We start from the raw sequence: 12367 nt of genomic DNA on the forward strand, positions 1-12367 counted from the left end.
AGAGCACCGCGGATGAACGAGTTCACGACCGGCGCCCCGCGCCAGCCGGGCAGCCAGTGGTACGACAACGAGGCCGGGCCCCTGGTCCGCCCCTACGCCATGACCGGCGGCCGCACCAGACCCGGCCCCACCGGTGTGCGCTTCGACCTGATCGCCCTGGTCACACTGGATACGGGGGGCTCCGGCGCGGACGGTGAGCCGGCGCTCGGTCCCGAGCACCTGGCGCTGGTCGACCTGTGCCGGACGGAGACCCAGTCCGTCGCCGAGCTCGCCGCCGGTGCCGACCTGCCCGTGGGTGTGGTCCGGGTGCTGCTCGGGGACCTGCTGGAACTGGGCTGCGTCACCGTGAGCCGTCCGGTGCCACCGGCCCAGCTTCCCGACGAACGGATTCTGCGCGAAGTCATCGCGGGATTGCGGGCACTGTAGATGAGCAACCGGAACCAACCGGGCGCGAGCCGGTCAGAAGAGACGTGTTCCGGTCCGAGCGCCCCCAGGATCGCCGTAGTTGTCATGATGCTGGCTTCGCGTCCCGAGCCCAGCGACCCGTCCGGGCGGCTTTCGCCCTCCGAGAGAAGTGATCATGGTCTCCGAGCACTCCGAACACGCCGTCGACGACACGTCCGCCATGGCTCTCAAGATATTGGTCGCCGGCGGCTTCGGCGTCGGCAAGACGACCCTCGTCGGTGCCGTCAGCGAGATCCGGCCGCTGCGCACCGAGGAAGTGCTCAGCGAGGCCGGGCAGTCGGTCGACGACACGGACGGCGTGGACCAGAAGGTCACCACGACCGTCGCCATGGACTTCGGACGCATCACCATCCGCTCCGGACTCGCCCTGTATCTGTTCGGAACCCCGGGCCAGGACCGGTTCTGGTTCCTGTGGGACGAGCTGTCGCAGGGTGCCCTCGGAGCCGTCGTCCTCGCCGACACCCGTCGCCTGGAGGACTGCTTCCCGGCGGTCGACTACTTCGAGCACCGGCACATCCCGTTCGTCGTCGCCGTCAACTGCTTCACCGGCGCCCGGACGTACGGGGCCTCCGACGTCTGCCGTGCCCTGGACCTGGACCAGGGCACGCCGGTCGTCCTGTGCGACGCCCGCGACCGGGACTCCGGCAAGGAGGTGCTGATCCGGCTCGTCGAGTACGCCGGGCGGATGCACACCGCCCGGCTTCTCGACTCGGTCGGCTGACTCTCAACCGGTGAGGTCCCTGAGCGCCACCACCTTCTCCACGGTCACCCGGACCAGCAGCTCGCCCGGAACACCGTTGCGGGCGCCGAACTCCTCCGCGCGCTCCTCTCCCATGTAACGGGCCGCGATCCGGGTGGCCGAATCGCGCAGCTGGCCCAGGTCCTCGGACAGCCGGGCGCGCCCGTTCAGCACCACGAAGTGGAAGGGGGGCCGGTCGTCGTCCACGCACAGGGCGACACGCCCGTCACGGGCGAGATTGCGCCCTTTCACGGTGTCCTTGCCCGTGTTGAACACCAGCTCGTCCCCGTCCAGCAGGAACCAGATCGGGGCCACGTGCGGGCTGCCGTCGGCGTTGACGGTGGACAGCTTGCCGGTGCGGGTGCCGTGCGAGACGAACGCCCGCCATTCCTCGTCGGTCATCTTCTCTGCCATGCCCTCATCCTCCTTGCCCGGACGCCGGTGGTGGGGAAGGCTGGCGGGGAGATCCTCCAGCCAGGGGGAGACGGCACACGGGGAGACGCTACGACATGGCGCAGAACCAGAAGCTCGGCTGGCTGCTCGACGACCTGACCGAGCGCGTGGAACACGTCCGGCACGCGCTGGTCCTGTCGAACGACGGGCTGGTCACGGGCGCGAGCACGGGCCTTCGCCGGGAGGACGCGGAGCATCTGGCCGCCGTCGCCTCCGGACTGCACAGCCTCGCCAAGGGCTCCGGACGCCATTTCGGCGCCGGCCAGGTCCGGCAGACGATGATCGAGTACGACGAGGCGGTGCTGTTCGTCACCGCCGCCGGAACGGGCAGCTGTCTGTGTGTCCTCAGCGGTGCCGAGGCCGACATCGGCCAGATCGCCTACGAGATGACCCTGCTCGTCAACCGCGTCGGCGAGCACCTCGGTGTGGACGCCCGGCAGCCGGAGCGCTCCTCCGCGATAGACCTCTGAGCTGGGATTTCGCTCCGCGCCTGGAGTTATCCACAGGCCCGCGACGGATTGTGCCGGAGCGGCTACGGTCTTTTCCACGGCGAGCGCACCCGGCGCGAGCCACCCGCTCCACGGGGGAGAACGACCATGACCGGCACCATGTTCGCCCAGACCCGCCCGCTCACCTGCGCACCCAGCCGAGCCGCCCGTGAACTCGGCCTCAGGCGGGGCGAGTTCGACCTCGCGGTACACCTCGGGCGGATCCGTACCGTGCCCGACGAGGGCGGCGGCGGAGCCCGCCGGGTGCCATGGACCGAGATCGACCGGCTCCGTCCCCGTACCGGGACCCTCCGCGCGGGCGTGAAGGTCGTGGGGACGGCAGAGGGCGCTGCCCTGATGGAGATCCCGGCGGCCAGGTTCACCCGCTTCGCCAAACTCGGTCTGATCACTCCCGTCAGGTGGTACCCGAACCGCTACCGGGCCGTGGTCTGGCTCTATCTGGCCGAAGAGCTACGGCAGTTCGTCTCCGACCACCGGAACACCCGGCTGCTCACCGGCCGCGCGCCGGAGGAACTGCGCGACCGGCTGAGGGCGGGCGCCGACCAGCGGGCGCGCAACTGGCGTGGACGGCACCGGGGTTTCCTGCTGAGGCAGGCGGACGGGCCCTGGCAGCGGGCCGGTGTGGTGGCGGGTTTCCTGGACCCCGGTGAGGTCGACGAGGTCGTCACGGACCCCCACGAGCGCGCGCACGTGGAGAAGTTCCGTCCGGCCCCGCCCGCCCATGGCGCGCCGGGCTCGCCCACAGCGCAACTCGCCGAGGAGCTCATGACGGCGGACGCTCCGGACGAGATCGGCTGGCTCCGCGACGAACTCACCCAGGAGGTGTCTGCGGCCCGCACCACGAGCCCCGCGCCCGGCCCGGTCCCGGGCACCCCCCGCCCCGCCCGGCACACCGTTCGCCCCGTCCCGGGCAACCCGGGCGCCGCACCGCGACCGTCCCGACACCCGGCACGGCCGAGGCCCGCGCACGGCCTGCGCGACTGGCTCTACAAAGCCCTGAAGAGCCCTTCCTGGACGACCGACACCAGCAGCCGCCCCTCGAGGTCGTAGACCCGCCCGCGGGCGAGGCCGAGACCGCCCGTGGCGATGGGGGACTCCTGCTCGTAGAGGAACCACTCGTCCGCGCGGAACGGCCGGTGGAACCACATCGCGTGGTCCAGCGAGGCCATGTCGTAGTTGCGCGGTCCCCACAGGGGCTCGACGGGGACCCGCACCGCGTCCAGGAGGGTCATGTCGCTCGCGTAGGTCAGCGCGCACGTGTGCACCAGCGGATCGTCGCCCAGCGGACCCACCGCGCGCATCCACACCGCACTGCGCGGCTCGGCGCCCTGCACCTCCTCGGGATGCCAGCGCAGCCGGTCGACATACCGGATGTCGAAGGGCTGGCGCCGCGCCATCCGCTCCAACTGCTCCGGCAGCTCGCCCAGATGCTTGCGGATCTCCTCGGCGAGCGTCGGCAGCGACTCCGGGTGCGGCACCTCACGGGCCGGCGGCAACTGATGCTCGAAGGCTCCACTCTCAGGCTTGTGGAAGGAGGCGGTCAGAGTGAAGATCGTGCGGCCCTGCTGCACGGCCGTGACCCGGCGCGTCGTGAACGAGCGCCCGTCCCGGACCCGTTCGACCTGGTACACGATCGGCACGCCCGGCCTGCCCGGACGCAGGAAGTACGCGTGCAGTGAGTGCACCGGGCGGTCGCCCTCCGTGGTGCGGCCGGCGGCGACCAGCGCCTGGCCCGCCACCTGGCCCCCGAAGACCCGCTGGAGGGACTCCTGGGGACTGCGGCCACGGAAGATGTTGACCTCGATCTGCTCCAGGTCCAGCAGGTCGACCAGTCTCTCGGCCGGGTTCGTCATGCGTGCGTTTCTCCTGTGCTCGAACCGGTACTCAGAGCTGTCCGACGTCGGTGACGCGGACGACCGCGCGGCCCTCGGCGTCGGAGGCCGTCAGGTCGACCTCCGCGCTGATGCCCCAGTCGTGGTCGCCGTTCGGGTCGTCGAAGATCTGGCGGACACGCCACAGCGCGTTCTGCGGCTCCTCCTGGATCACCAGCAGCTTGGGACCGCGGGCGTCGGGGCCGGTGCCGAGGTCCTCGTACTCGTCCCAGTACTTGTCCATCGCCTCGCCCCAGGCGTCGGCGTCCCAGCCGGACTCCGCGTCCATCTCGCCCAGTTCGTCGACCTGGTCGAGCGCGGCCAGTTCCACCCGGCGGAACATCGCGTTGCGGACCAGGACCCGGAACGCGCGCGCGTTGGCCGTGACCGGCTTGACCTCGTCGGCCTTCTCCTGGGCCTCCTCGGCGGTCATCTCCTCCGGGTTGGCGAGCTGCTCCCACTCGTCCAGCAGGCTGGAGTCGACCTGGCGGACCATCTCGCCCAGCCACTCGATCAGGTCCTGCAGGTCCTCGGACTTCAGGTCGTCCGGGATGTTGTGGTCGAGGGCCTTGTAGGCGCTCGCGAGGTAGCGCAGCACGATGCCCTCGGTGCGGGCCAGCTCGTAGAAGGACACCAACTCCGTGAAGGACATCGCTCGTTCGTACATGTCACGGATGACCGACTTCGGCGACAGCGGATGGTCGCCGACCCAGGGGTGGCTCTTGCGGTAGGTGTTGTACGCGTGGAAGAGCAGCTCCTCCAGGGGCTTCGGGTAGCTGACGTCCTGGAGGCGCTCCATGCGCTCCTCGTACTCGACGCCGTCCGCCTTCATGGCGGCCACCGCCTCGCCCTTCGCCTTGTTCAGTTGCGCGACCAGGATCTGCCGCGGGTCGTCCAGCGTGGACTCGACGACGGAGACCATGTCGAGGGCGTAGGAGGGCGACTCGGGATCAAGCAGTTCGAAGGCGGCGAGCGCGAACGTGGACAGCGGCTGGTTGAGCGCGAAGTCCTGCTGGAGGTCGACCGTGAGGCGGACGATGCGGCCGGTGGCGTCCGGCGTCTCGAGCTTCTCGACGATCCCGCCGTCCACCAGCGAACGGTAGATCGCGATCGCCCGGCGGATGTGCCGCAGCTGCTGCTTGCGCGGCTCGTGGTTGTCCTCCAGCAGATGGCGCATCGCCTCGAAGGCGTTGCCCGGCCGGGCGATCACCGACAGCAGCATCGTGTGCGTCACCCGGAAACGGGACGTCAACGGCTCCGGCTCGGAAGCGATCAGCTTCTCGAACGTGTTCTCCGTCCAGCCGACGAAGCCCTCAGGCGCCTTCTTGCGCACCACCTTGCGTCGCTTCTTCGGGTCGTCGCCGGCCTTCGCCAGCGCCTTCTCGTTCTCGATGACGTGCTCGGGTGCCTGCGCGACCACGAGACCGGCCGTGTCGAACCCCGCCCGTCCCGCCCGGCCCGCGATCTGGTGGAACTCACGCGCGCGCAGCGTGCGCACCCGGTTGCCGTCGTACTTGGTGAGGGCGGTGAACAGGACCGTGCGGATGGGCACATTGACGCCCACGCCCAGCGTGTCGGTGCCGCAGATGACCTTCAGCAGACCGGCCTGCGCGAGCTTCTCCACCAGGCGCCGGTACTTGGGGAGCATGCCGGCGTGGTGCACACCGATGCCGTGGCGGACGTAACGGGAGAGGTTGCGGCCGAACTTGGTGGTGAAGCGGAAGTTCCCGATCAGCTCGGCGATCTGCTCCTTCTCCTCCTTCGAGCACATGTTGATGCTCATCAGCGCCTGTGCCCGCTCCACCGCCTGCGCCTGCGTGAAGTGCACGATGTACACCGGCGCCTGCTTGCTCTCCAGGAGCTCGGTGAGCGTTTCCGTCAGCGGGGTGAGCTGGTACTCGTAGGAGAGCGGCACCGGTCGGGTCGCCGAGCGGACCACCGCGGTGGGGCGGCCGGTGCGGCGGGTGAGGTCCTTCTCGAAGAAGGAGACGTCGCCGAGGGTGGCGGACATGAGGATGAACTGCGCCTGGGGCAGTTCGAGGAGCGGGATCTGCCAGGCCCAGCCGCGGTCGCCCTCGGCGTAGAAGTGGAACTCGTCCATGACGACCTGGCCGATGTCCGCCTGCTTCCCGTCGCGCAGGGCGATGGAGGCGAGCACCTCGGCGGTGCAGCAGATCACGGGCGCGTCCGAGTTCACGGAGGCGTCGCCCGTGAGCATGCCGACGTTCTCGGTGCCGAAGATCTTGCACAGCTCGAAGAACTTCTCCGACACCAGTGCCTTGATCGGGGCCGTGTAGAAGGTGACCTCGTCCCGGGCCAGCGCGGCGAAGTGCGCACCCGCGGCGATCATGCTCTTGCCGGAGCCGGTCGGCGTCGAGACGATCACGTTCGCCCCGGAGACCGCCTCGATCAGCGCCTCCTCCTGGTGGGGGTAGAGCGTGAGCCCACGCTCCTCGGCCCACGCCTCGAAGGCTTCGTACAGGGCGTCGGGGTCGGCGGTCGGCGGCAGTCGATCGATGAGGGTCACGGACCCATCTTGCCTGGCCCGGCCGCCGAGGGGGGAATCGGCTTCGAGCACGAAGATCATGAACGCTACGCTGTGTCGCCGACGGAGCGTCATCGCACCCGGTCAACTGGACAGCGGTACACGAGGAATGGGGCGGGCCACGGCCATGATGGGACCAGCACACTCACTGTCGGGAGCCGCCGCCTGGCTCGGCGTCGGAGCGGCGGCCGCCGCGACCGGGCACCCGATGCCCTGGCCGGTGCTGCTGGTCGGGGCGCTGATCTGCGCCGGCGCCGCGCTCGCCCCCGACCTCGACCACAAGGCCGCCACCATCTCACGGGCCTTCGGACCGCTGTCCCGCTGGATCTGCGAGATCGTCGACAGGCTGTCCTACGCGGTCTACAAGGCCACCCGCAAGCCGGGCGACGCGCGCCGCTCCGGCGGCCACCGCACCCTGACGCACACCTGGGTGTGGGCGGTCCTGATCGGCGGCGGCTGCTCGGCCGCCGCGATCTTCGGCGGGCGCTGGGCGGTGCTGGCGGTCCTCTTCCTGCACATGGTGCTGGCGATCGAGGGTCTGCTGTGGCGGGCCGCCCGCGGCTCCAGCAGCGATGTGCTGGTGTGGTTGCTGGCGGCTACCAGCGCCTGGATCCTCGCGGGCATCCTGGACAAGGCGGGCAACGGCTCGGACTGGCTGTTCACCCGGCCCGGCCAGGACTACCTGTGGCTGGGACTGCCGGTGGTGCTGGGCGCGCTGGTGCACGACATCGGGGACGCGCTGACCGTCTCGGGCTGCCCGATCCTGTGGCCCATCCCGATCGGCCGCAAGCGCTGGTACCCGCTGGGCCCGCCGAAGGTGATGCGGTTCCGCGCGGGCAGCTGGGTCGAGCTGAGGGTGCTCATGCCGGTGTTCATGGTGCTCGGCGGCATAGGCGCCGCCGCCGCCCTCAACGTGATCTGACCCCGCCGTCAGCCGGTCCCCCCGGAGCCACCCCCGTAACGGCGCTCGAACGCGGCGACGCGGCCCTCGGTGTCCACCGTGCGGGCCTTGCCGGTGTAGAAGGGATGGCTCTCGGAGGAGATCTCCACGTCGACCACCGGGTAGCTCTGGCCGTCGTCCCACTCGATGGTCTGGTCGCTGGTGGCCGTGGACCGCGTCAGGAAGGCGTATCCGGCGGCGCGGTCGCGGAAGACCACCGGGTGGTAGTCGGGGTGCTTGTCCTGCTGCATGGCGGCTCCTCGGGTTCAGCCGTAGGCGGAGTCCTCGTCGACGATGTGCATCGCGGCCTCCTCGGCGGAGGCTCCGGCGCCGTCGATGCCGACATCGCTGGCGACCAAACCGTTCTCGTCGTCCTCGTGCACCCCCTCGTTCGGGGCGACGAGCCGGCCGGAGCGCAGGTCGCCGACCTCGTTGTCCAGCAGCTCGCCGTCCGTGCCGGCGCAGTCGCCGATGCCGTCGCCGTCCGGGGCGGCGGGATCGGGCAGCTCCTCGGACAGCCGCTGGTCCAGGGTCTCGCCCCGGCGGCGTTCGGCCGCGGTCACCCCGGTGTGCTCCACCGCCCACGGCCGCTCGGGCGGGGACCAGCCGCGGTCGAGAGGGTCGGTGACGCCGTCGAAGTCCAGGGTGTCCTCGACGTCGAGGACACCCGAGTCCTCCCGGATCTCGGACTCGTCGGGCTGGTAGACGTCGTCCCCCCATCCGTCGGCGGTGGTCACGGCTACCTCCAGGCAGTGAGGACACGGTCCGCGGGGCGGGCCGCCGGCACGCTCGGCGCGGGTCCCGCAGGGAGTGGACCCCGCGGTTCCCGGTCGGTCCCCGAACCGGTGCCGCTCTCCAGCCTTCCACCCCTGCTCGCACCCGCGCAACGGCACGGGGCCCGACCTGCGACGCACCTCGTGCGGGGACCCGGCGCACCCCTGTCGGGCCGCGGCTGCCCGCGCCGCCGCCGGCCCTGTGAAACCCGCCGCCGCACCGCCTCCGTGACACCCGCCGCCGCACGACCCACGTGGCACGGCCGGTCAGCCGTGCCACGACCGCCACAGCGCCGCGTAGGCGCCGTCGGCCGCCACCAGCTCGTCATGGCTGCCCAGCTCGCTGATCCGGCCGCTCTCCACCACGGCGATGACGTCCGCGTCGTGGGCGGTGTGCAGCCGGTGGGCGATGGCGACCACGGTGCGGCCGTCCAGGACGCGGGCCAGGGACCGCTCCAGGTGGCGGGCCGCGCGCGGATCCAGGAGCGAGGTCGCCTCGTCCAGCACCAGCGTGTGCGGGTCGGCCAGCACCAGCCGGGCCAGCGCGATCTGCTGGGCCTGCGCCGGGGTCAGCCCCACCCCGCCGGAGCCCACCTCGGTGTCCAGACCGTCCTCCAGGGCCCGCGCCCAGTCGTCCGCGTCGACCGCGCCCAGGGCCGCCCACAGCTCGGCGTCCTCGGCGTCGGTCCGGGCGAGCAGCAGGTTGTCGCGCAGGGAGCCCACGAAGACGTGGTGCTCCTGGTTGACGAGGGCCACATGGGACCGGACCCGTTCGGCGGTCATCCGGGACAGCTCCGCGCCGCCCAGGGTGACCCGGCCGTCGCGGGGCGCGTAGATCCCGGCCAGCAGCCGGCCCAGGGTGGACTTCCCCGCACCCGAAGGGCCGACCAGGGCCAGCCGGGTACCGGGGGCGACCGCCAGGGAGACCTCGCGCAGCACGTCGACGCCCGGCAGGTAGCCGAAGCGGACGCCGTCCGCGAGCACCTCGCGGCCCTCGGGAGCCAGCGCACCGTCACCGGCGTCCGGTTCGATGTCCCGAACCCCGACCAGCCGGGCCAGCGACACCTGGGCCACCTGGACCTCGTCGTACCAGCGCAGGATCAGGTTCACCGGCTCGACGAGCATCTGGGCGATGAGCGCGCCCGTCGTCAGCTGGCCGATGTCGATCCAGCCCCTCAGCACGAAGAAGCCACCGAGCAGCAGTACCGAGCCGAGGACCGTGGTGTGGGTGGCGTTGACCGCGGGGAACAGCACCGACCGCAGCCACAGGGTGTACCGCTCCCACGCCGTCCACTCGGTGATCCGGCGTTCGGACAGGGCGGTGCGCCGGGCGCCGAGGCGGTGCGCCTCGACGGTGCGCCCGGCGTCCACGGACTCCGCGAGGGCGGCGGCCACGGCCGCGTAGCCGGCTGCCTCGGAGCGGTAGCCGGCCGGGGCCCGCTTGAAGTACCAGCGGCAGACGACCACCAGCAGCGGCACGGCCAGCAGCACGCTCGCGGCCAGCGGGGGTGCCGTGACGGCCAGCCCGCCGAGCAGCAGCACGACCCAGACCACGCCGATCGACAGCTGCGGCACGGCCTCCCGCATGGCGTTGGCCAGCCGGTCGATGTCGGTGGTGATCCGGGACAGCAGGTCGCCCGTGCCCGCCCGTTCCAGGACGCCCGGCGGCAGTGCGACCGAGCGGACCAGGAAGTCCTCGCGCAGATCGGCCAGCATCCGCTCACCGAGCACGGCTCCGCGCAGCCGCACCTCGCGCACGAACACGGCCTGGACGGCGAGCGCGAGCACGAACAGGCCTATGGTCAGGCCCAGATGGAGCTCCCGGGCCCCGTCGGAGACCCGCTGGACGAGTGCGCCGAGCAGGTAGGGGCCGACCATGGAGGCGATCACGGCCACCGCGTTGACCGCGACGAGGAGGGTGAAGGCCCGGCGGTGCCTGCGGAACAGCTCGGCCACGTAGGCGCGTACCGTCGCGGCGGCGCCGACGGGCAGGGTGGCGGCCGTCGTCGGGGCAGCCGGGTCGTAGGCCGGTGGTGCGACGCCGATCATGCGCTCTCCTCGATCTCTTCCGGCGCGCCGCACAGGGCCGCTTCCTCGTCGGTCTCCCGGGTCACCACGGCCCGGTACCGGGGCTCGGCGTGCAGCAGTTCGCGGTGCACGCCGACCGCCGTGACCTCGCCCTCGTGGACGAGGACCACCCGGTCGGCCCGGTCGAGCAGCAGCGGTGAGGAGGTGAACACCACCGTGGTGCGGCCGGACCGCACCTCGCGGATGCCCTCCGCGATCCGTGCCTCGGTGTGCGAGTCGACGGCGGAGGTGGGCTCGTCCAGGACCAGCACCTCGGGGTCGGTGAGCAGTGACCGGGCCAGCGCGAGCCGCTGGCGCTGCCCGCCCGACAGGGACCGCCCGCGCTCGGTGATCCGGGCGTCCAGCGGGTCGGTGACGTCCAGCGAGCCCTGGACCAGGGCGTCCAGCACGTCCGCGCACTGGGCGGCGGCCAGCGCGTCCTCGGCCCGCACCGCACCGGAGGCCGGCACGTCGAGCAGCTCGCGCAGCGAACCGGACAGCAGTACGGGGTCCTTGTCCTGGACGAGCACCGCGGTACGGGCCGCCGCCAGGGACAGCTCGTCGAGCGGTACGCCGCCGAGCAGCACGGAGGCGCCGGGCTCGGCCGGGTGGCCGCCCAGCCGCTCGGCGAGCCGCCCGGCCGCGTCGGGGTCGCCGCAGACCACCGCGGTCAGGCGGCCCGCGGGGGCCAGCAGACCGGTGGCGGGGTCGTACAGGTCGCCGTCCGGCACCGCGTCCGCGCGGGAGCCGCCGATGTCGGTGGCCCGTTCCAGACGGAGCACCCGCGCGGCGCGTTTCGCCGCGGGGCGCGAGAAGGAGTAGGCCATCGCGATCTCGGTGAAGTGCTGCAACGGATAATTGAGGATCATGACCGCGCTGTAGACGGTGACCAGTTCGCCGACCGTGACGCGGCCCTGACGGGCGAGCTGGACGCCGTGCCAGACGACGACGATCAGCAGCAGTCCGGGCACCAGCACCTGGATCGCGGAGATCAGCGCCCACATCCGGGCGCTGTGTACGGCGGCCCGCCGTACCTCCTGGGAGGCGCGGCGATAGCGGTCCAGGAAGAGGTCCTCGCCGCCGATGCCGCGCAGCACGCGCAGTCCGGCGACGGTGTCCGAGGCCAGTTCGGTGGCGCGGCCGGCCTTGGTGCGCTGGACGTCCGCGCGCCGGGTGGCCCGGGGCAGCAGCGGCAGCACGGCCAGCGCGACCAGGGGCAGGCCGACGGCGACGACCCAGCCGAGGGCGGGCTGGTAGAGGAGCAGGCCCACTGCGACCGCGACGACGGTCACCGCGGCCGCGGTGAAGCGGGAGACGGCCTCCACGAACCAGCCGATCCGCTCCACGTCGGCGGTGGAGACGGCCACCACCTCGCCGGCCGCCACCCGCCGGGTCAGCGCGGAGCCGAGGTCGGCGGCCTTGCGGGCGAGCAGTTGCTGCACGCGGGCGGCCGCGGTGATCCAGTTGGTGACGGCGGTCCGGTGCAGGAAGGTGTCGCCCACCGCGATCGCCGTACCGCACAGCAGCAGCAGACCGCCGGTCAGCGCCAGCCTGCTGCCGGAGCGGTCGACGACGGCCTGGACGGCGGAGCCCACACAGAACGGCAGCAGGGAGACGGACACGAAGTGCAGCAGCCCCCAGGCCAGTGCCTTGAGCTGGCCGCCCAGCTGGTTCCGCCCCAGCCACCACAGGAACCGGGGACCCGAGCGTGCGTCCGGCACACCCGGATCGGCATACGGAAGATCTTGAATCTGCATGAGCGGTGACGTCCCAGCGGCTCGTGACGGGGAGGGGGGAATCGGGTCGGAAGGCGGTGACAAGCCGTGAAAGGTTCGCGCCGGTGCGTGCTCGAAATCAAACGGTTTTCTGGTGGTCGGCCGAAGCGCGTGCAGCCGTGGGGGGGGGGCCCCCCCCCCGCCCCCCGCGCCCCCCCCCCCCCGCCCCCCCGGCGGGGGGGGGGGGGGGGGGGCGCGGGGGGGGGCGGGGCGCCGCCGCCGGGGCCCCC

12 protein-coding genes are annotated in these 12367 nt (G+C 72.0%); 5 read left to right on the top strand and 7 right to left on the bottom strand.

Annotated elements, in window-relative coordinates; genetic code table 11:
* Window positions 1-12: 12 nt before the first annotated feature.
* Together ACZ3KP_RS36195 and ACZ3KP_RS36200 are read left to right on the top strand one after the other, a co-directional pair.
* Window positions 13-426 carry a DUF742 domain-containing protein gene (locus ACZ3KP_RS36195; protein WP_467504852.1) on the top strand — a complete coding sequence of 138 codons (414 nt, stop codon included), beginning with the start codon at window positions 13-15 and terminating at the stop codon, window positions 424-426.
* A 154-nt stretch (window positions 427-580) separates the two neighbouring features.
* On the top strand, window positions 581-1186 hold the full coding sequence (locus ACZ3KP_RS36200; RefSeq protein WP_467504853.1) for a GTP-binding protein: 606 nt from the start codon (window positions 581-583) through the stop codon (window positions 1184-1186).
* A 3-nt stretch (window positions 1187-1189) separates the two neighbouring features.
* Here the strand turns inward: ACZ3KP_RS36200 and ACZ3KP_RS36205 are convergent, their stop codons facing one another.
* On the bottom strand, window positions 1190-1618 hold the full coding sequence (locus ACZ3KP_RS36205) for a PPOX class F420-dependent oxidoreductase (protein ID WP_467504855.1): 429 nt from the start codon (window positions 1616-1618) through the stop codon (window positions 1190-1192).
* Window positions 1619-1713: 95 nt separating this feature from the next.
* Here ACZ3KP_RS36205 and ACZ3KP_RS36210 point away from each other — a divergent pair, with 95 nt between their 5' ends.
* Both ACZ3KP_RS36210 and ACZ3KP_RS36215 read left to right on the top strand, forming a co-directional pair.
* The gene (locus ACZ3KP_RS36210) at window positions 1714-2127 is read left to right on the top strand and encodes a roadblock/LC7 domain-containing protein (RefSeq protein ID WP_132887377.1); all 414 of its coding nucleotides are present in this window, start codon (window positions 1714-1716) and stop codon (window positions 2125-2127) included.
* A 126-nt stretch (window positions 2128-2253) separates the two neighbouring features.
* The gene (locus ACZ3KP_RS36215; RefSeq protein WP_467504857.1) at window positions 2254-3216 is read left to right on the top strand and encodes a DUF6397 family protein; all 963 of its coding nucleotides are present in this window, start codon (window positions 2254-2256) and stop codon (window positions 3214-3216) included.
* On the opposite strand, the gene ACZ3KP_RS36220 is transcribed toward ACZ3KP_RS36215, so the two are convergent.
* Both ACZ3KP_RS36220 and ACZ3KP_RS36225 read right to left on the bottom strand, forming a co-directional pair.
* Window positions 3153-4019 (bottom strand): acyl-CoA thioesterase, encoded by an 867-nt coding sequence (locus ACZ3KP_RS36220; RefSeq protein ID WP_467504859.1) that lies wholly within the window; start codon window positions 4017-4019, stop codon window positions 3153-3155. The two genes, ACZ3KP_RS36215 and ACZ3KP_RS36220, sit on opposite strands and share 64 nt — an antisense overlap.
* A gap of 31 nt (window positions 4020-4050) precedes the next feature.
* The gene (locus ACZ3KP_RS36225) at window positions 4051-6564 is read right to left on the bottom strand and encodes a DEAD/DEAH box helicase (protein ID WP_467504860.1); all 2514 of its coding nucleotides are present in this window, start codon (window positions 6562-6564) and stop codon (window positions 4051-4053) included.
* 145 nt (window positions 6565-6709) lie between these two features.
* Between ACZ3KP_RS36225 and ACZ3KP_RS36230 the strand changes: the two genes are divergently transcribed.
* Complete coding sequence (locus ACZ3KP_RS36230; protein ID WP_467504862.1) at window positions 6710-7504, top strand: metal-dependent hydrolase; 795 nt, start codon at window positions 6710-6712, stop codon at window positions 7502-7504.
* 8 nt (window positions 7505-7512) lie between these two features.
* On the opposite strand, the gene ACZ3KP_RS36235 is transcribed toward ACZ3KP_RS36230, so the two are convergent.
* The 4 genes from ACZ3KP_RS36235 to ACZ3KP_RS36250 all read right to left on the bottom strand — a co-directional run bounded on the left by ACZ3KP_RS36235 (window position 7513) and on the right by ACZ3KP_RS36250 (window position 12119).
* Entirely contained in the window at window positions 7513-7773 is a 261-nt protein-coding gene (locus ACZ3KP_RS36235; protein ID WP_467504863.1) for a type B 50S ribosomal protein L31, read from the bottom strand.
* A 15-nt stretch (window positions 7774-7788) separates the two neighbouring features.
* Window positions 7789-8259 carry a DUF5709 domain-containing protein gene (locus tag ACZ3KP_RS36240; protein ID WP_358973292.1) on the bottom strand — a complete coding sequence of 157 codons (471 nt, stop codon included), beginning with the start codon at window positions 8257-8259 and terminating at the stop codon, window positions 7789-7791.
* A gap of 303 nt (window positions 8260-8562) precedes the next feature.
* Complete coding sequence (locus ACZ3KP_RS36245; protein WP_467504865.1) at window positions 8563-10344, bottom strand: ABC transporter ATP-binding protein; 1782 nt, start codon at window positions 10342-10344, stop codon at window positions 8563-8565.
* A complete protein-coding gene (locus ACZ3KP_RS36250) occupies window positions 10341-12119 on the bottom strand; it encodes an ABC transporter transmembrane domain-containing protein (RefSeq protein ID WP_467504867.1) in 1779 nt (592 codons plus the stop codon). Before ACZ3KP_RS36250 ends, ACZ3KP_RS36245 begins: the two co-directional genes overlap by 4 nt.
* Between the last annotated feature and the right edge of the window lie 248 nt (window positions 12120-12367).

The organism is Streptomyces sp. NPDC020958 (assembly GCF_055562175.1).